The organism is Actinoplanes sp. NPDC049668, assembly GCF_044465445.1.
Taxonomy (GTDB): domain Bacteria; phylum Actinomycetota; class Actinomycetes; order Mycobacteriales; family Micromonosporaceae; genus Actinoplanes.
Genome location: NZ_JBITLR010000001.1, coordinates 667,546 through 685,440 on the forward strand (window position 1 = coordinate 667,546; position 17,895 = coordinate 685,440).

Annotated in this window: 19 protein-coding genes; 8 read left to right on the top strand and 11 right to left on the bottom strand. The window is 71.9% G+C overall.

What is annotated here, in order from left to right; genetic code table 11:
• The first annotated feature begins 97 nt into the window (after positions 1–97).
• Together ACIBSW_RS03040 and ACIBSW_RS03045 are read left to right on the top strand one after the other, a co-directional pair.
• A complete protein-coding gene (locus tag ACIBSW_RS03040) occupies positions 98–658 on the top strand; it encodes a nucleotidyltransferase domain-containing protein (RefSeq protein WP_354722661.1) in 561 nt (186 codons plus the stop codon).
• The gene (locus tag ACIBSW_RS03045) at positions 655–1,575 is read left to right on the top strand and encodes a chlorophyllase/cutinase-like alpha/beta fold protein (protein ID WP_354722660.1); all 921 of its coding nucleotides are present in this window, start codon (positions 655–657) and stop codon (positions 1,573–1,575) included. Before ACIBSW_RS03040 ends, ACIBSW_RS03045 begins: the two co-directional genes overlap by 4 nt.
• 4 nt (positions 1,576–1,579) lie before the next feature.
• Here the strand turns inward: ACIBSW_RS03045 and ACIBSW_RS03050 are convergent, their stop codons facing one another.
• The 3 genes from ACIBSW_RS03050 to ACIBSW_RS03060 all read right to left on the bottom strand — a co-directional run bounded on the left by ACIBSW_RS03050 (position 1,580) and on the right by ACIBSW_RS03060 (position 4,353).
• Entirely contained in the window at positions 1,580–2,530 is a 951-nt protein-coding gene (locus ACIBSW_RS03050) for a zinc-binding dehydrogenase (RefSeq protein WP_354722659.1), read from the bottom strand.
• Positions 2,531–2,596: 66 nt separating this feature from the next.
• Positions 2,597–3,832, bottom strand: a complete 1,236-nt coding sequence (locus tag ACIBSW_RS03055; protein ID WP_354722707.1) for an NADP-dependent malic enzyme — start codon at positions 3,830–3,832, stop codon at positions 2,597–2,599.
• Between the two features lie 212 nt (positions 3,833–4,044).
• The gene (locus tag ACIBSW_RS03060) at positions 4,045–4,353 is read right to left on the bottom strand and encodes a S26 family signal peptidase (protein WP_354722658.1); all 309 of its coding nucleotides are present in this window, start codon (positions 4,351–4,353) and stop codon (positions 4,045–4,047) included.
• Between the two features lie 84 nt (positions 4,354–4,437).
• On the opposite strand from ACIBSW_RS03060, the gene sodN reads away from it, so the two are divergent.
• From sodN to ACIBSW_RS03075, 3 genes are read left to right on the top strand one after another with little or no spacing between them, the layout of a single operon-like run.
• Positions 4,438–4,842 (top strand): superoxide dismutase, Ni, encoded by a 405-nt coding sequence (gene sodN / locus ACIBSW_RS03065; protein WP_354722657.1) that lies wholly within the window; start codon positions 4,438–4,440, stop codon positions 4,840–4,842.
• The gene (locus tag ACIBSW_RS03070) at positions 4,839–5,339 is read left to right on the top strand and encodes a GNAT family N-acetyltransferase (RefSeq protein ID WP_354722656.1); all 501 of its coding nucleotides are present in this window, start codon (positions 4,839–4,841) and stop codon (positions 5,337–5,339) included. Before sodN ends, ACIBSW_RS03070 begins: the two co-directional genes overlap by 4 nt.
• Positions 5,340–5,364: 25 nt before the next feature.
• Complete coding sequence (locus ACIBSW_RS03075) at positions 5,365–5,778, top strand: ATP-binding protein (RefSeq protein WP_404799203.1); 414 nt, start codon at positions 5,365–5,367, stop codon at positions 5,776–5,778.
• Between the two features lie 16 nt (positions 5,779–5,794).
• Here the strand turns inward: ACIBSW_RS03075 and ACIBSW_RS03080 are convergent, their stop codons facing one another.
• Both ACIBSW_RS03080 and ACIBSW_RS03085 read right to left on the bottom strand, forming a co-directional pair.
• On the bottom strand, positions 5,795–6,475 hold the full coding sequence (locus ACIBSW_RS03080) for a FadR/GntR family transcriptional regulator (protein WP_354722655.1): 681 nt from the start codon (positions 6,473–6,475) through the stop codon (positions 5,795–5,797).
• 83 nt (positions 6,476–6,558) lie between these two features.
• Entirely contained in the window at positions 6,559–6,948 is a 390-nt protein-coding gene (locus ACIBSW_RS03085; RefSeq protein WP_354722654.1) for a hypothetical protein, read from the bottom strand.
• Between the two features lie 54 nt (positions 6,949–7,002).
• Between ACIBSW_RS03085 and ACIBSW_RS03090 the strand changes: the two genes are divergently transcribed.
• Positions 7,003–7,953, top strand: a complete 951-nt coding sequence (locus ACIBSW_RS03090) for a diacylglycerol kinase family protein (protein ID WP_354722653.1) — start codon at positions 7,003–7,005, stop codon at positions 7,951–7,953.
• A 413-nt stretch (positions 7,954–8,366) separates the two neighbouring features.
• A complete protein-coding gene (locus ACIBSW_RS03095; protein ID WP_023562201.1) occupies positions 8,367–8,621 on the top strand; it encodes a WhiB family transcriptional regulator in 255 nt (84 codons plus the stop codon).
• Positions 8,622–9,534: 913 nt separating this feature from the next.
• On the opposite strand, the gene ACIBSW_RS03100 is transcribed toward ACIBSW_RS03095, so the two are convergent.
• The 5 genes from ACIBSW_RS03100 to ACIBSW_RS03120 all read right to left on the bottom strand — a co-directional run bounded on the left by ACIBSW_RS03100 (position 9,535) and on the right by ACIBSW_RS03120 (position 15,825).
• Entirely contained in the window at positions 9,535–10,314 is a 780-nt protein-coding gene (locus ACIBSW_RS03100) for a CbiX/SirB N-terminal domain-containing protein (protein WP_354722652.1), read from the bottom strand.
• A complete protein-coding gene (locus tag ACIBSW_RS03105) occupies positions 10,296–11,060 on the bottom strand; it encodes a phosphoadenylyl-sulfate reductase (RefSeq protein ID WP_354722651.1) in 765 nt (254 codons plus the stop codon). The genes ACIBSW_RS03100 and ACIBSW_RS03105 overlap by 19 nt, the downstream gene beginning before the upstream one ends.
• Positions 11,061–11,211: 151 nt before the next feature.
• Entirely contained in the window at positions 11,212–12,906 is a 1,695-nt protein-coding gene (locus tag ACIBSW_RS03110; protein WP_354722650.1) for a nitrite/sulfite reductase, read from the bottom strand.
• A 297-nt stretch (positions 12,907–13,203) separates the two neighbouring features.
• Positions 13,204–14,751, bottom strand: a complete 1,548-nt coding sequence (locus ACIBSW_RS03115; protein WP_354722649.1) for a histidine kinase N-terminal domain-containing protein — start codon at positions 14,749–14,751, stop codon at positions 13,204–13,206.
• A 39-nt stretch (positions 14,752–14,790) separates the two neighbouring features.
• Positions 14,791–15,825 carry an SIS domain-containing protein gene (locus ACIBSW_RS03120; protein WP_354722705.1) on the bottom strand — a complete coding sequence of 345 codons (1,035 nt, stop codon included), beginning with the start codon at positions 15,823–15,825 and terminating at the stop codon, positions 14,791–14,793.
• 196 nt (positions 15,826–16,021) lie between these two features.
• Here ACIBSW_RS03120 and ACIBSW_RS03125 point away from each other — a divergent pair, with 196 nt between their 5' ends.
• The gene (locus ACIBSW_RS03125) at positions 16,022–17,650 is read left to right on the top strand and encodes a tetratricopeptide repeat protein (protein ID WP_354722648.1); all 1,629 of its coding nucleotides are present in this window, start codon (positions 16,022–16,024) and stop codon (positions 17,648–17,650) included.
• On the opposite strand, the gene ACIBSW_RS03130 is transcribed toward ACIBSW_RS03125, so the two are convergent.
• Complete coding sequence (locus ACIBSW_RS03130; protein WP_184989578.1) at positions 17,640–17,855, bottom strand: biotin/lipoyl-binding carrier protein; 216 nt, start codon at positions 17,853–17,855, stop codon at positions 17,640–17,642. The genes ACIBSW_RS03125 and ACIBSW_RS03130 overlap by 11 nt on opposite strands.
• Positions 17,856–17,895: the final 40 nt, after the last annotated feature.

Consider the following 17,895-nt stretch of genomic DNA (forward strand, 5'->3'; position numbering starts at 1 on the left):
CCCGCGACAGGCCGTCCTGCCCTTTAGCAGGGCGTTAGCGCTTCGGCCGGAGAATTCACCCGTCCGTGGGAGTGTCCCGGCTGCCTACGCTGACCGGATGGACGCCGAGCTTCAGCTGCACGCGATCGCCGAGATCGTCCGGGTCGCCGGGGCCGGGCTGTGGTTGCGGGGCGGCTGGGCGATGGACTTCTACCTCGGTGAGGTCACCCGGCCACACCTGGACATCGACTTCTTCTGCCGGGACACGGACGCGGACCGCATCGTCGCCGCCCTGCGCGGGCTCGGCTACCGCGAGGTTCCGGGCGGCGCCCCGGCAGGCCTCCAGCATGATCTGGAAACGCCGACCGGGCTGGACGTACAGGTCGCGCTGTTCGGCGAGGACGCCGACCGCTGCCCGACGGTGCCCGCCGGGCCCTATGCGGGTACCCGGTGGCCGGCGGATCTGCTGGCCGGACCGCCGGGCCGGATCGGGGCCGTGAGCTGCCCGATCGTCAGCCCGCGGGCGCAGATCGAGATCAAGGAGATGATGCCGGTCTGGGTTCCCGGTCTCGCCCGCCGGGAGAAGGACCGGCGGGACGTCGCCGTGCTCCGGGCCGCGATGGCGGCGCGCGAGATCACAGCGGGCCAGGGTTCGAACCCGGGCACAATGGGCGCATGAATCGCCGGACAGTCGCGCTGCTGATCGCAGTCGCGGCGCTGACCTCCTGCTCGGCCGAGTCGGTTCCGCCGCCTGCGGGCACCGCGCCGACCACCATCGCATCCGCGGCCGCGGAGACACCGGCGACCGGCGCACCGGCTGCGTCGGCCACGGCGGCAGCCGCCGGGAAGGCGCCGAGCGGAACCCTCCCGGTCAAGGTCAGGAAGCTGCGGCTCAGCCGCGGCGCAGACCGTCCGCTGCCGACCACCGTCTGGTATCCAGCAACCGGCAAAGGCCCGTTCCCGGTGATCGTGTTCAGCCACGGGCTCACCGCCCGGCCGGGCGACTACGAGCGGCTCCTCACCCGCTGGGCCGGTGCGGGCTTCGTCGTCGCCGCCCCGGCCTACCCGCACACCTCGGCCGGGGTCGCCGAATTCAATGCGATCGATGTGATCAACCAGCCCGCCGACGCCTCGCACGTGCTCACCAAAGTGCTCGCCCTCGACACCCGGGCCGGCGACGCGCTGCGCGGCCGCCTCGACGAGGCGCACGTCGCGGCGGCCGGGCACTCCGCCGGCGGCATCACCACGATCGGCATGCTCACCGGCGACCGCGACGACCGCCTCGACGCCGCCGCCGTCCTGGCCGCCCGCCAGGTCCTGCCGGTGCCGTTCTCCGGACCGCCCGTCTCCGTCCTCTTCGTGCACGGCAAACTCGACCGGACCATCCGGTACGCCGACGGCCTCGCCGCCTTCGAGGCCGTGCCGTGGCCCAAGGCGATGCTGACCATCCCGAACGGCGGCCACGTCACCACCGACGGCGGAGACTTCAACGTCGTCGCCACCGCCACCACCGACTTCTGGCGCTGGAGTCTCTACGGCGACCCCGCCGCCAAGCGCCGGCTCGAAGCCCGCAGAAACGTCGAGAGCGACCTTTAACTCGTCAGTGGAGGTGGTCGATGGCTACCTTGCCGAAGGCCTCGCCCGAGTTGAGCCGGGCGAACGCGTCACCGACCGCCGAGAAGCCGTACGTGGAGTCGATCACCGGGCGGATGTCGCGGTCCACGCAGAGCTCGAGCAGCGCGGCCAGCTCCTCCGCCGTGCCCATCGTGCTGCCGAGGATCTCGAGCTGCATCATGAAGACTCGGCGCAGGTCGACCTTGGGGAACGGTCCGCCGGTGGCGCCACAGACCACGATCCGGGCGCCGGGCGCCGAGCACTTCAGCGAGTGCTCGAACGTCGGTGCGCCCACCGACTCGATCACCACGCCCACCCGCTCCGGCAGCCGGGCGCCGGGTTCGACCGCCACGGCGCCGAGCTCGGCGACCTTCTCGCGCTTGGCGGCGTCGCGGCTGGTCGCGTACACGCGCTTGCCGAGCGCGACGCCGAGCACGACCGCCGCGGTCGACACCCCGCCGCCGGCGCCCTGCACCAGCACCGACTCGGCGTCGGCGACGCGGCCGCGGCTCATCAGCATGTGGTAGGCGGTCAGCCACGCCGTCGGCAGGCACGCCGCCTCGAGGAACGAGATGCCCGCGGGCTTGGGCACGAGGTTTCCCGCCGGCACGGCCACCCGCTCGGCCAGGGTCCCGGGCCAGCGCTCGGAGAGCAGCGAGAAGCGGCGCGGGTCCTGCGGGTCCTCGATCACCGGGTAGACGACGACCTCGTTGCCGTCGGCGTCCACTCCGGACGCGTCGCAGCCGAGGATCATCGGCAGCCGGTCGGGCGGCAGGCCGACACCGCGCAGCGACCAGATGTCGTGGTGGTTGAGCGAGCTTGCGCGGACGTCGACCGTCGCCCAGCCCTCGGGCGGGGACGGCTCGGGCAGGTCGCCGACCGTCAACGCGGCAAGTGGCTCGTCGGGCTTCGTCGCAGTGGCATAAGCGGCTCGCATACCGGCAGCTTAAGGCGAAGGCGGGCCGAGGCGCATCGAACGCCTCGGCCCGCCCTTTGCGGCCTGCTACAGCGAGGACGCCACGACCTCGGGTGAGATCAGCGACGCGGCGACGGACGGGCCGGCGGAGGGCGCCGGCGGGGGCGCCGCGGCGGCGGACGTCGCCGGCGGGGGCGGTGTGGTGGCCAGCCGTGCGACGCCGTCACGCTCGGCGGCGAGCGCGACCGCCTTCGCCACGGCGGGCGCGACCCGCGGGTCGAGCGCCGACGGGACGATCGCGTCCGGCCGCAGCTCGTCCGCGACGACGCCGGCGATCGCCTCGGCCGCCGCGACCCGCATCCCCTCGGTGATCCGGGTGGCGCGGGCGTCCAGCGCGCCCCGGAAGATGCCCGGGAACGCCAGCACGTTGTTGATCTGGTTGGGGAAGTCGCTGCGCCCGGTCGCGACGATCGCCGCGTACCGGTGCGCCAGGGCCGGCGGAACCTCCGGCGTCGGGTTGGCCAGCGCGAAGATGATGCCGCCCGGAGCCATCCCGGTCAGCGCGCTCTCCTCGATCTGCCCGCCGGAGACCCCGATCAGGACGTCGGCGCCGATCAGCGCCTCCTTGATTCCACCGCTACGCCCGGAGTAGTTCGTCGACCGCGCCAGCGTGATCTTCGTACCGGACAGCTCGGGACGCTCGGCGTGGATGATGCCCTGCGAGTCGCAGACGATGACGTTCGCGCCCTGGATGCCGGCCGCGATCAGCGTGTTCGTGATCGCAACGCCGGCCGCACCCGCACCGCTGATGACCACCCGCAGGTCGGCGAAGCGCCGGCTCAGCAGGGTCGCCGCGTTGCGCAGCGCGGCGAGCACGACGACCGCGGTGCCGTGCTGGTCGTCGTGGAAGACCGGGATGTCCAGCGCCTCGTCGAGGCGGCGCTCGATCTCGAAGCAGCGCGGCGCGCTGATGTCCTCGAGGTTGATGCCGCCGAACGACGGGCCGAGCGCCTTGACCACGGCGATGATGCCCTCGACGTCCTGGGTGTCGAGGCAGATCGGCACGGCGTTGACGCCGCCGAACTGCTTGAACAGCACGGCCTTGCCCTCCATGACCGGCATCGCCGCCTTCGGGCCGATGTTGCCGAGGCCCAGGACGGCAGAACCGTCCGTAACCACGGCGACCGTGTTACCGGTCCAGGTGTAGTCGGCGGCGAGTTCGGGGGAATCGGCGATCGCCTCGCAGACCCGGGCGACGCCCGGGGTGTACGCCAGCGACAGGTCGTCGCGGCTGGACAGCGGGACGGTGCACGAGATCTCCATCTTGCCCTGCTTGTGCAGGTCGAAGACGGGATCCGCGGCCAGGGCAGGGTCAAGCTCAAAACTGAAATAAGACACGAGGGCTCCAGACAACGCATCAGAACGTCGGTGTGCCAGCCGGTCGAAAGCGCGAGTCTGCGCGGACCGACGTGCGATGCGGGGGTCGCCCGGGATGTAGCAACCGCAAGACTTCGGTGTGCTGCGGTTACTGGAGGTTAACTTAGCCGACCGGGTCGCGGCCAGTAACGAAACACCACCAGACCGATGACATCCGCCACCCCGTACGCTCGCGAGTCGTCCGTGACGAACTCGTTGTCACCGCGTACCCACCATCCGCCGTCCTGCTGGTGCGTCGCGCGCTTCACGACCAGCAGGTCCGGCCGGGCCCGGAACCGGGCGACGACGACGTCACCCGGACGTGCCCGGGCCGAGCGCCACACCAGCAGGGCGTCGCCGGAGCGCAGGGTCGGGGCCATCGAGGGCCCACGCACCTGTGCTGCGAAGACCGGTAACTGCCAACTCATGGCATGACTCCCGCGTCGAGTGTGGGCAGATCGGAAAGGGGTAATGTCAGCATCGGATCATCGCAAACGTATGAAGGGGTCCTGATGCGACTTCCGCGTATTTTCACGCCGCGCACGACAGTCAGCGCGCACTGCGACCTGCCCTGTGGGGTGTACGACCCGGCGCAGGCACGCATCGAGGCGGAGTCGGTGAAGGCCATCGCTGAGAAGTACCAGGCGAACACCGACCCCGAGTTCCGCACCCGCGCCATCCTGATCAAGGAGCAGCGCGCCGAGCTGGTCAAGCACCACCTGTGGGTGCTGTGGACCGACTACTTCAAGGCGCCGCACTTCGAGAAGTACCCGAACCTGAACCAGCTCTTCAACGAGGCCACCAAGCTCGCGGGCGCCGGCGGCGCCAAGGGCTCGATGGACCCGGCGGTCGCCGAGCAGCTGCTTGGCAAGATCGAGGAGATCTCCAAGATCTTCTGGGAGACCAAGCAGGCGTGAGCTCCGCAACGATCCGGCCGGTACGTCGTGACGACGTGCCGGCCGTTGTCGCAATGGTGCACGAACTAGCCGAATTCGAACGCGCCGCCGACTCCTGCCACCTCACCGAGGAGCAGCTCACGGCCGCCCTGTTCGGCCCGCAACCGGCCCTGTTCGGGCACGTCGCGGTCGACGCCGACGACGTCCCGCATGGCATGGCGCTGTGGTACCTCAACTTCTCGACCTGGGAGGGAACCCACGGCATCCACCTGGAGGACGTCTACGTCCGCCCGCAGGCGCGGGGCACCGGCTCGGGTGGCGCCCTGCTCGCCGCGCTCGCCGCGGAGTGCGTGGCGCGCGGCTACCGGCGCCTGGAGTGGGTGATGCTGGACTGGAACCCGGCCGCGGAGTTCTACGCCGCGATCGGGGCGAAGGTGGTCGACGACTGGCTGCCGTACCGGCTGACCGGCTCCGCACTTCAGCGCCTCGCCGAGCGCTCCGCCCCCGTCAGGGGCTAGAGTTCCGGTCGGGAGGATGGGCTCGGTGACTCAGCTGCAGACAACGCATCCGGAGCCGGCGTTCGGTGACGACGTCGTGCTGCTGACCGTGCCCGCCGACGGCGGGTACCTCGGCGTGCTCCGAACGGCGACGGCCGGCCTCGCCGCGCGCCTGCACTTCGCGCTCGACGAGATCGAGGACCTGCGGATCGCGGTCGACGAGGCCTGCGCGATGCTGCTGGCCATCGCCACCCGCGGCGCGGAGCTCGAGTGCCGCTTCGCGGTCACCGACGACGCACTCACCGTCGAGGTCACGGTGTCGACGGTGCGCGGCGCGCGACTGCCGTCCGAGTCCTCGTTCGCCTGGAAGGTGCTGACCGCGCTGACGACGTCGGCCTCCGCGGAGGCGAACGGCCGGCACGCGACCATCCGCCTGCTCACCCGCCGCACGGAAGTCTGAACCCGCCGGGCCTGGCTCAGCGGGCGTTGGCCATCGCGATGAAGTCGAGGTGGCGGCGGCCCACGTCCATCGCGGCGTCCGAGTCGCGGCCCTTCACGCAGTTCAGCAGCTCGCGGTGGTCGGCGTCGACCCGGGCCCAGTAGCCGTCGGGCAGGCTCTCGACGACCTCCTCGCCGTACGTGACGTGGTAGAGCGGGCGGGTGACCAGCTCGAAGAGCGGGTTGCCGGTCGCCGACGCCACCGCGGAATGGAACGCGGCGTGCGCGGACAGCATGGTGGTGAGCTCGTCCAGGTCGGGGTCGAACATCGCCGCGCGCAGCTCGGCCAGGTTCGCGTCGGTGCGCCGCATCGCCGCCAGTCCGGCGGCCGGGACCTCCAGCGCCCTGCGCAGCTCGAGCAGATCGGCCAGGCCGACCTCGGCGGAGTTGCTCAGCAGCGTCAGCCCGGTGGACAGCGCCTCGGACAGCTGGTCGGCGTCGGGGTGCGCGACGAAACTACCGCCGGTGACCCCCCGGGTCGTGACGATGAGGTGCTGGCTGGCCAGCAGGCGTAGCGCCTCGCGTACGGTGCTGCGGCTCACGCCGGAGCGCACGCAGAGCTCGGGCTCGGGTGGCAGGCGCTCGCCCGGCTGCAACCGCCCCGACGTGATCTCCTCGCGGAGCTCGTCCGCGAGCAGCTGGTACGCCGGTGGACGCACGGTCGATCCCGCCACTACCCTCACACCCCCCTCGTGATCCGCCCACTCAGAGTAGGCCTTGAAACGCGAGCGGGTAGTGGCGTTCAGTCGAGTCCGAGAGCGCGGGTGGTCGGCGGAAGGACGCAGAGCAGGCCGACCGCGGCGCCGAGGGCCATCATCGGTGCGCCGATCCACGCGGTCCCGGTCTGCAGCAGGAAGCCGCCGGCGGCGATGACGAAGAGCTGCACCACGATCGCGGGGCCGCGGGCGTGCGACGAGCGGCGGGCGAGAGCCCGGGCGACGAGGAACACCGCGACCGCGCCGACGGCGGTGAATCCGGTCAGCGCCACCGCGACGGCCACGCTGGTGGAGTCCGCCGTGAAGTCCAGCACCAACAGGTACGCGGTGAGCAGCACGAGCGCGGCGGCCTCGGCGAAAAGCAGGCGTACCGCCCAGAGCAGCGTCGCCGGGGATTCCAGTTGGCGGGGAGTCACCCGCTGTACGATACCGGCCAGTTCGGGGGTCCTCCGAGAGGTACAGTGCCGCCCATGCGAGCGTTACTGGTGGTAAATCCCAAAGCCACCACGACGAATGAGCGCAGCCGCGACGTGCTGGTGCGGGCCCTGCGCAGCGAGGTCGACCTGACGGTCGAGTACACCCGCAAGCGCGGCCACGCGGCGACGCTGGCCAGGGCGGCGGCCGAGAGCGGCGTCGATCTGGTGGTGACGCTCGGCGGCGACGGCACGGTCAACGAGGCCGTGAACGGGCTGATGACCGCGGACGCCGGCCTCTCCACCGGCGGCACGTCCCCGGCGTTCCGGCTGCCGGCGCTGGCGGTGGTGCCGGGCGGCTCGACCAACGTCTTCGCCCGGGCGCTCGGCCTGCCCCGCGACTGGGTCGAGGGCACCTCGGTGATCCTCGACGGGCTGCGCTCCGGCCGGCACCGGGTCATCGGGCTCGGCCGGGCCGACGACCGGTACTTCACGTTCACCGCCGGGGTGGGCCTGGACGCCGCGGTGACCCGCCGGGTCGAGCAGGCGCGGCTGCGCGGGCGCAAGTCGACCCCTTCGCTCTACGTCCGCTCGATGGTCGGCCTGATCTTCTCCGGCGAGGACCGGCGGTCGCCGCCGCTCTCGATCGAGCGTCCCGGCGAGGAGCCGGAGACCGGGCTGGGCACGGTCATCGTCCAGAACACCGCACCGTGGACATACGTCGGCGACCGCGCGATCAACCCCAACCCCGACGCCTCGTTCGATCGAGGGCTCGACCTGCTGGCCGTCCGTAACCTGCACATCACCAGCACCGCACGGACAGTGACCCAGATGGCGTCCCGCAACTCCGAGCCACACGGCAAGCACGTGCTGCGACTCCACGACCAGTCCGAGTTCACGGTGATCGCCAGCCGCCCGCAGGCGTTCCAGCTGGACGGTGACTACCTGGGCGAGCGGCAGAAGGTGCACTTCTTGTCCGTCCCCGAGGCCCTGCGTGTGATCTGCTGAGGGATCTGGCAGGCCGTCCCCGGGCCGTCCTCACGATCCGTTACAGAAAGACGGGCAAAAGGTCGGCAAGGGGCCGCGTACCGTACTACATTGATGGGAGCGTTCGTCCGCGGGTCCTGGGACATGCCCCAGAACCGGACAAAGGGGTCGTGAGTTAGCTCACGCGCTCGGAGAATTTCCGAGCGCTACCCTTGACATCGCGGGAGTTCGTGAAAGCATTCACAAGCGATAAGAAGTAACCCGATGCCGCTCGCGCACGTTCCTAATCCAGAAGGCGCGGAACGGCTTCACGAACAAAGCTTGCTCACGCACCGGTAGTCAGGCGGACGCTCTCCGTCGGTCCAGTGCGGACGCAGATAAAAGTAAGCTGCACCATTTTCTCTACCCAATCCGAAACAAGGAGTGTTGCCGCCATGGACTGGCGTCACCATGCGATCTGCCGCGACGAGGACCCGGAGCTGTTCTTCCCGATCGGGACGTCAGGCCCCGCGCTCCTGCAGGTCGAGCAGGCCAAGGCCGTGTGCCGGCGATGCACCGTGACCGAGTCGTGCCTCTCTTGGGCGCTCGAGTCCGGTCAGGACGCCGGCGTCTGGGGCGGCATGAGCGAGGACGAGCGGCGCGCCGTGAAGCGTCGTGGCGGCCTTCGAGTCAGCGCCCCTACCGCCTGAACAATCCCTCACAGCATTCACGCCCCAGGCCAGGTCCGGCGCTGGGGCGTCGTGCTGTCCGGGGGCGGGTTCATGTCCGAGTCCGATCATGCGCTGTTTCGGATCGATTACCCCGCGCAATGGTTACGCACGGCATGAATAAGATCACGGCTTCGCGAAATGATCTCGAAATCACGGTTATCGACGACACCATTAGTGGGCCCGCTCACCGCCGCCGTGACAGCAGTCTCCGAAGGGGTCACTCTGCGTCGCCGGTCTATCGCGGCGGCCCACGCCGTCAGCGCTCAGCCGGATCCGGCAAGGGATGACACGCTGTAACGCCGCGATACACCCGACAAGGGGACCGGCGCCGCAGCGAGCAGCCTCACACCGACCGCCGGGATCCTTGTCACAAGTCCCGGACCAGGCCAGACGGTTGTGGCAGCTCGCGCGCCCGTCAGGATCCACGTCACACCCCCGGACCGGACCAGGGAGCTCGGCCCCACCCCAAGCCCATGCGGACCGTCAGAATCCACGTCACACGACCGCGCCGGGCCAAAGGGCGCAGCCCCACCCCAGCCCACGCGGACCGCTCAGGATCCACGTCACACCACGTTGGGCGTTCTCGGGCCGGACTCGGACGACGGTGAGCACCCGGACCGGATCAGGCAGAGCCGGTAGCAACGGACTCGGACGACGACCAGCGAGCCGCTACCGCCGAATTGCATCGGGGCCGGCACGGCGCCAAGACCGGCGTCACAGACCGCAGGACCCACGACCAGGCTGAGCGAACGCCGCAGAGCGGACCGCCACGGCCCGAATCCGGCCGGCCGGCCGCGCGACGTCTCGCCGGAGTCGGGGGCGGCGTCGGCAGTCGGCAGTCGGCCAGGCACGGCACGGCCGTCAGGGCCGCTTCACGGGCCGTAGGAACGGATCAGGCGGAGCGGGCGGCGGCGGAGCCGACGACGGCACAGCGGCCCGCTGCGGCCCGGATCCGGCCGGCCACGAGCCGCACCAGGTCCGGCACGTCCGTCAGCGGCTCCGCAACGACCGTGACCCCGGCCGCACGGGCCGACCGAACCGTGTTGTCGTAAAGCAGCCCCGGAGCCAGGAAGTAGGACGCGAGCCCCACCCGCCGGTGGCCCTGCGCCCGCAGCACCGCCACCACCTCCCCCGACACCGGCGAGGCGGCCGACGCGTAGGCGACCCGGCACGGCACACCCAGCCGCTCACCCAGCGCCGCCGCGGCCCGGCTGACCGTCGCCCGCGCCGCCGAGTCCCGGGTACCGGCCGCGGCAAGCACCACGGCATCGAGACCACCGCCAGGTGCAGCCTCGCCCAGGCGCTGCTCCAGCCCACCCAGCAGCAACGGCGAGACATGCCCGTCGAACGGCCCCAGGACGTCCGCCACTTCCACGTCCATACCGAGACCGTCCGCCCGGGCCGCCGCGATCTCACCCGGCACGTCCACCCGGCCGTGATAGGCCGCCGTCAGCAGCAACGGCACCAGCACCGCACGCCCGTGACCCCGGCCCTCGAAATCGGCCAGGACCTGCCGAGGCCGCGGCACGCTGTGATCGAGGTAGGCCGCCCGGACGTCCCACAACGGGTACGCCGCACCGACCGCCCGCGCCAGCGACTCGGTCGCCGCGGCCGCCCGCGGATCCCTGCTGCCGTGCGCGACCAGAACGACCGCTAGACGTGCAGGCCGCATTCGGTCTTCTCGAACATCGCCCAGCGGCCCGCGCGCGGGTCCTCCCCGGCCTTGGTGCGCCGGGTGCACGGCCAGCAGCCGATCGAGGAGTACCCCTTCTTGAAGAGCTCGTTGACCGGCACGTTCCACCGCGCGATGTAGCGGTCGACGTCCGCCTGCGTCCACGCCGCGATGGGGTTGACCTTGACCTTGCCCTTCTTCGCGTCGAACGCCACCACGGGGGTGTTCGCGCGGGTCGGCGACTCGTCGCGACGCAGGCCGGTGGCCCAGGAGTCGTAGTCGGACAGAGCGCGCTCCAGCGGCTCGACCTTGCGCAGGAAGCAGCACTCGTCGGGGCTGCGGGCGAAGAGCCGGGGCCCGAACTCGCCGTCCTGCTGGCCGACCGTCATCCGCGGGCGGATCGAGCGGACGTTGACGTTCATCGTGCGGGCGACCGTGTCGCGGATCTTGAGGGTCTCCGGGAAGTGCAGGCCGGTGTCGAGGAAGACGACGTCGACGCCCGGCGCGACCCGGGAGAAGAGGTGCGCGACGACGGCATCGGCCATCGAGCTGGTGACACAGAAGCGGTCGCCGAACGTGTCGGTCGCCCAGCGCGCGATCTCCTCGGCGGGCGCGCCCTCGAGCGCCTGGCCGGCGGCGTCGGCGAGCTCCTTGAGCTCGGCGGCGGGGCGTCGGGTCGGGTCGGCGGGTGCGGCGGGCGCACCGAGGGACACCAGTCCCAGGCCGACAGCGGTCACGACAGTCATCGGTTCACTCCCTTGGCGAGCAGTCCGTTGAGCTTGACCGTGAAAACTCGGGCGCAGGAGTGGCACTCCCACGCGCCGTGTGAAGCCTCGTTGGGGCGCAGGTCCTCTTCCCCGCAGTAGGGGCAGTACAGCGGGGCTGATCTGGCGTCGCTCACTTCAGCAGCTCCTCATCAGCGCGGATCACCCAGTCGGCGAAGGACTCGCCGTCGCCGCGGGCGGCGAGGTAGTTGCGGGCGAGACGCTCCACATAGCCCGGAAGCTCCTCGGCGGTCGCCTTGAGGCCGCGCAGCTTGCGGCCGAACCCGGCGGTCTGGCCCTGCGCCATGCCGAGCCCGCCACCGAGGTGCACCTGGAAGCCCTCGACCTGCTCGCCGTGCGCGTTCATGACCAACATGCCCTTGAGGCCGATGTCGGCGACCTGGGTCCGGGCGCAGGCGTTCGGACAGCCGTTGATGTGGATCGAGATGTCGGTGTCGAAGTCGCGCAGGCGCTCCTCGAGCCGGGCGACCAGCTCCTCGCCGCGGGCCTTGGTCTCGACGATCGCGAGCTTGCAGTACTCGATGCCGGTGCAGGCCATCGTGCCGCGGCGCCAGGCCGACGGCCGGGCCTCAAGCCCGATCCCGCGCAGGCCCTCGACCAGGGATTCCACCTGGTCGTCGGCGACATCCAGGACCAGGAGCTTCTGGTACGGCGTGAGCCGCACCCGGTCCGAGCCGTGCGCCGCCACGAGGTCGGCGAGCCCGCTCAGCTGCGTACCGGAGGAGCGGCCGACGACCGGGGCCGCGCCGACGTAGTTCCGGCCGTCGAGCTGCTTGTGCACTCCGATGTGGTCGATCGGCTTCGCCGGCAGGTCGGCCGACGGGCCGTCGACGAGCGCCCGGCCCAGGTACTCCTTCTCCAGGATCTCCCGGAACTTGGCGACGCCCCAGTCGGCGAGCAGGAACTTCAGCCGGGCCCGGGTGCGCAGCCGCCGGTACCCGTAGTCGCGGAAGATCCCGACGACGCCCTCCCAGACGTCCGGGATCTCGTCCAGCGGCACCCAGACGCCGAGGCGCTCGGCGAGCCGCGGGTTGGTGGAGAGGCCGCCGCCGACCCAGAGGTCGAAGCCGGGCCCGTGCACCGGGTGCCGCACGCCGATGAAGGAGATGTCGTTGATCTCGTACGGCGTGTCCGCCAGCCAGGAGATCGACGACTTGAACTTGCGCGGCAGGTTGGAGTAGCGCGGGTCGCCGATGAAGCGCTCGATGATCTCGTCGATCGCCGAGGTGGGGTCGATGACCTCCTCGGTCGAGACGCCGGCGACCGGGCTGCCCAGCACGATGCGCGGGCAGTCGCCGCACGCCTCGGTGGTCTGCAGGCCGACCGCGTCGAGCCGGCGCCAGATCTCCGGCATGTCCTCGACCCGGATCCAGTGCAGCTGGATGTTCTGCCGGTCGGTGATGTCCGCGGTGCCGCGGCCGAACTCGGTGGAGATGTCCGCGATCGTGCGCAGCTGCGCGAGGTTCAGCGCACCGCCGTCGACGCGTACGCGGAGCATGAAGTACTCGTCCTCGAGCTCGTGCGGCTCGAGCACCGCCGTGCGGCCGCCGTCGATGCCGGCCTTGCGCTGGGTGTAGAGGCCCCACCAGCGGAAACGCCCGCGCAGGTCCTGCGGGTCGATGCCGGCGAACCCGGTGCGGGCGTAGATGTTCTCGATCCGTGCCCGGACGTTCAGCGGGTTGTCGTCCTTCTTGATCCGCTCGTTCGGGTTCAGCGGCTCACGGTGTCCGAGCGCCCACTGGCCCTCGCCGCGCGCCTTGCGGGGGCGGGCGGCGGGCTTGGTGGCCGGGGTGCTGTCCAGCGCCATGTCGGCGGTCCTCCAGATATTTCAGCCGTGGTGAGCGCGCTGAACGCGATCGGCCACCTGGGAAGGCTCGCGACATCAGTGTCTGGAGAAGGCCGGCGCGTCTTGCGCGCCCGAAACAGAAGGTCGGGCGGCGTCAGGAAGCCGGACACATCGCGCTGCGGACACGGCCGTAATCCACGTGGCGGCGGGCCACGAAGCGGCGGTCAACTGCAGCGGTCATGCCGGTAAGCCTCTCACGCGCCGCCCTTCTCGGCCAGCCCGGTCCAGATTGCGGGAGTGTGGCGACGGACACCGCGGTCAGCGCTTGCCGAGCGGCACCACCAGGACCGCCTCGGTGCCGCCGCCGGCCCGGTTGCGCAGCTCGATGCTGCCGCGCAGCTCGCCGGTGGCCAGCGCCCGGACGATCTGCAGGCCGAGGCGCCCGCTGTCGTCGGCCGCGAAGTCGTCGGGCAGTCCCCGGCCGTTGTCGGCGACCGTGACGTGCAGCTGCTTGCGGAACCGGTGCGCGGAGACCACGACCTCGCCGTTCGGCGCCGGCGGGGTCAGCGAGGGCGCGGCGGCCGGCGCGTCCTCGTCCGGCGCCGGGAAGCCGTGCTCGACCGCGTTGATCAGCAGCTCGTTGAGGACCATCACCAGCGAGGTGGCGATCTCGGCCGGCAGCACGCCGAACGTGCCCTCGCGGCGCATCTTCACGGTGACCTCGGTGCCGGCCACCTCGGTCGCGGCGGTGGCGACCCGGTCGACGATGCCGTCGAAATCGACCGCCTCGTCGCTGGACATCGACAGCGTCTCGTGCACCAGGGCGATCGACGCGACCCGGCGTACGGATTCCTCCAGGGCCACCCGGGCCTCCGGGGCGTCCACCCGGCGGGCCTGCAGGCGCAGCAGCGCCGCGACCGTCTGCAGGTTGTTCTTGACCCGGTGGTGGATCTCGCGGATCGTCGCGTCCTTGGTCATCAGCGCGCGATCGCGGCGGCGCACCTCGGTGACGTCGCGGGCCAGCACCAGCGCGCCGATCGGCACCCCGGCGGGCATCAGCGGCAGCGCCCGGATCAGCACTGTCGCGCCCCGGGCCTCGATCTCCTTGCGCGCCGGCGCCTCGCCGCGCAGGGCGCTGAGGATGCGCTCGGCGGCGTCGGTGCCCTCGAGCGGGTCCGCGGCGAGCCGGCTGGAGAGCGCCGAGAGCTCCTCGCCGACCAGGTGCGCGTTGAAACCGAGCCGGCGGTACGCGGACTGCGCGTTCGGGCTCGCGTAGGTGACCTTGCCGCCCGCGTCGAGCCGGATCAGGCCGTCGCCGACGCGCGGCGCCGAGGTGGTCTCGCCCTTGTTCGCCGGCGGCGGGAAGGTGCCGTCGGCGACCATCTGCGCCAGGTCGTCGGCGGTGGTCAGGTAGTTGAGCTCGAGCTGGCTGGGTGTCCGCGCGGTGGACAGGTTGGTGTCGCGGCCGATGACCGCGATCACCTCGATGTTCTCGTCCGGGCCGCGCAGCCGCACCGGGATCGCCTCGTGCCGGGCCGGGGTGTCGCCGTACCAGACCGGGTCGCCCTCGCGCCAGATCCGGCCCTGCGCGTACGCGATGCCGAGGTGTGCGACCTCCGCGCCGCCCACGATCTTGCCGACCTGGTCGTCCTGGTACGCGGTCGAGGAGGTGTTCGGGCGTACCTGCGCCACGCAGAGGAACGTGCGCGGCCCGCCCTCCTCGGACCGGATCGGTACCCAGAGCAGCAGGTCGGCGAAGGACAGGTCGGACAGCAGCTGCCAGTCGCCGGCGAGCCGGGTGAGGTGGTCGATGTCGGGTGTGCCGAGGTCGGTGTGCTCCTCGGCGAGATCGCGCAGCGTGGACACGGCACAAGCGTGCCATGCCGACGCCGCGTACTCCCATGATCAGAGCGTCGAGGTGACCTTCTTGAGGCCGCGCGGCGCGTCCGGGTCCTCGCCGCGGGCCAGCGCGAGGGCGAGCGCGAGCCGCTGCAGCGGCAGGATGTCGAGCAGCGGGGCGTACCGCTCGTCGACGGCCGGCACGGCCAGCCGGCCGGCGGCGCCGGGGATGTCGGCGGCGCCGACCGTGACCACGTCGGCGCGCCGCTCGCCGAGGCGGGCGACCACGTCGGCCATCGACCGCCCGCCGGGGCCGGCGCCGACGACGGCCAGCACGGGCACGTCGGGGTCGGCCATGGCGAGCGGGCCGTGCAGCAGGTCCGCGCCGGAGAAGGCCAGCGCCGGCAGGTACGAGGTCTCCATGAGCTTGAGCGCGGTCTCCCGCGCGGTCGGGTACGCGTAGCCCCGGCCGGTGGTGACCAGGCGCGACGCGAACCGGTAGCGCTGGGCGAGCTCGTCCGTGCCGTGGTCGGCGAGCACGTCGGCGGCCAGCCGCGGCAGCTTCTCCAGCGCGGCGCGCTCGTCGGCGGGCAGCGTGCCGTCGCCGTTGCGGACGCCCTCGACGAGCAGGAGCAGCGCGAGCAGCTCGGCCGTGTAGGTCTTGGTGGCGGCGACGGCACGCTCGTGCGCCGCGCCGACGTCGATGGCGAGCTCGGCGGTCTGCGCGAGGGTCGAGGCGGGGTTGTTGGTCACCGCGAGGGTCAGCGCGCCGCTCTCGCGGGCGACCTTGAGCACCTCGGTGAGGTCCGGCGAGCCGCCGCTCTGGCTGACGCCGACGACCAGGGCGCCGGCGAGGTCGGGCCGCGCGCCGTAGAGGGTGATCGCGCTGGGCGAGGCGAGGCCGACCGGGATGCCCAGCCGGATCTCGGTCAGGTAGGCGGCGTAGAGGGCCGCGTGATCGGACGTGCCCCGCCCGACGAAGACCGCGTGCCGGGGGCGCCGCTCGGCCACCCGGGCCGCGACCTCCGCGATCGCCTTGGCGGGCTCCCCCTCCAGCAGCCGCGCGTAGCCCTCCGGCTGCTCTGCGATGTCGTCCGCCATTCCCTGGCCGCGCTGAGTCACTGAACCGTCCTCTCGTGCGCACTACCGCTCATTTGGTGCGCAGTCTTGCACGGTAGAGCCTTTAATCGCAACGTTTCGAGCATAGGTGGGTGCAATTTGCGGCCTGACATATCGAGATTCGTCGCCTAGGCTCGCGTCGGTGGCACACGGCGTGCCACCCAGGAAAGGCGTGGTCATGGATGATTCCCGGCGCTCCGCCGACCGCGACCTCGAGCAGGCCCGCGCGGCGCTCGAACGCGGTGAGATGCACCACGCCGCCGATCACCTGGCGGGCGCGATCGCGCACGCGCCGACCCTGCCGGAGACCCACGAACTGCTCAGCCGCCTCGCCGCCCGCGCCGACGGCGGCCTGGAGCTCTTCCCGCTCGAGCAGCACGCGTTCGTCGGCACCGTCGTCGCCCGGGCGCACCTGCTCGCCGCCGCGGGCCGGCCCGAGGACGGCCTGCCCCTGCTGGTCGCGGCGAGCGGGCACACGCCCGGCGTCGACTGGGCGGGTGTGCCGTGGGTCATCGCCCCCGAACTGGGCGCCCGGATGGAGCCCGGGCTGCTGGCCCAGATCGTCATGCAGCTCTGCACCGCCGTCGGCGACCCCGCGCCCGAGGCCGGGCGCGACGCCCTGCGGCCCTACCTGACGCTGGTGCGGCACGCCGTCGACGCCCACCCCGACCAGGCCATGCTGCTCGGCGCGGGCTCCGCGCTGGCCCGCCGGCTCGGCGAGTCGAAGGTGGCCGTGGAGTGGGCGGTGCGCGGCGCCCGGATCCGGCCGTCGAAGCTGGCGGAGATCTGGCTGGGCTACGCCTACCGCAGCGCCGACCGCATCCCCGAGTGCCTCGCCGCCCTGCGCCGCGCGGTCATGTACGACCCCGAGGACCTCTCCGTCTACGCGGACATCGCCGGCACCCTGGCCGACCACGGCCGGCTCGACGACGCGCTGGCCTGGGCCGACCGGGCGCTGGCCAAGGACCCGGAGTTCGACTGCGCGGTGCACACCGCGCACCGGCTGCGGTACCGCGCCGACGGCGACCTGGCGCACCTGGTCCGGCTCGCCGACTTCCAGCGCGACCACCCCGACGCCACCCACGAGCACACCGACCTGGCCGACTGCTGCGCCGACCAGCCCTGGCTGAGCCGGGTGCCGACCGCGGCGGCCACGACCACCGATCCGGCCCGGGAGCCGTTCGTCGCCGGACGGCCGACCGAGGCCGCCGTGCAGCGGCTGCACCGGCTCGCGCACCCGCTGTGGCCGCACCCGCCGGCGGCCTACGACGCGGCGCTGGGGCTCGTGCTGGTCGAGCCGGAGGATCTGCTGGCGCTCATCGCCTGCCCGCCGCCGGCGCCGGACAACGAGGTCGGGCGGGCGCTGGCCACGCACGACCCGGAGCTCTGGGCGCGCTGCGCGCAGGTCTGGGCCTGCCTGGGACTACTGCACCACCGCACGGACGAGCCGTGGGCGACCTCCGCCCGGCGCCGGATGCTCGTCGAGCTGGCCGGCGGCGGCACCGATCAGATCACCGAGGCCGCGCTCTTCGCCCTGGTCACCAGCGCCTGGGTCGAGCCGGACGCGCGGGCCGACGTCGCGGAGCTGGTGACGCGGCGGCTCGACGAGGTCGCGGGCACGCACCACCCGATCGCCTGGTCGGTGGCGCACCTGGCGCTGGCGACCCCGGGTCTCGAGCCGGACGTCCGGGAGCGGGCCTCGGCTCTCATGCTGGAGGAGGAGGATTTCACCGTGCCGCTGATGCCGCGCCAGCGCCGATTCGGCGTCCGCCTCCGGCGCTGGCTGTCGGGCCGCACTACTCGATGACGGCGATCAGGTCGCCTTCCTGCACCACGTCACCCTCGTTGACCGCGAGCTGAGCCACGACGCCGTCGGACTCGGCGAGCACGGGGATCTCCATCTTCATCGACTCGAGGATCACCAGGGTGTCCCCCTCCTCGACATCGGCACCCGCGGCGGCGACGACCTTCCACACGTTGGCCACCATCTCGGCTCGGATCTCATCGGCCATGGTGAAGTCCTCCTAGTCGGCGCTACTCGGGTGAACGGTA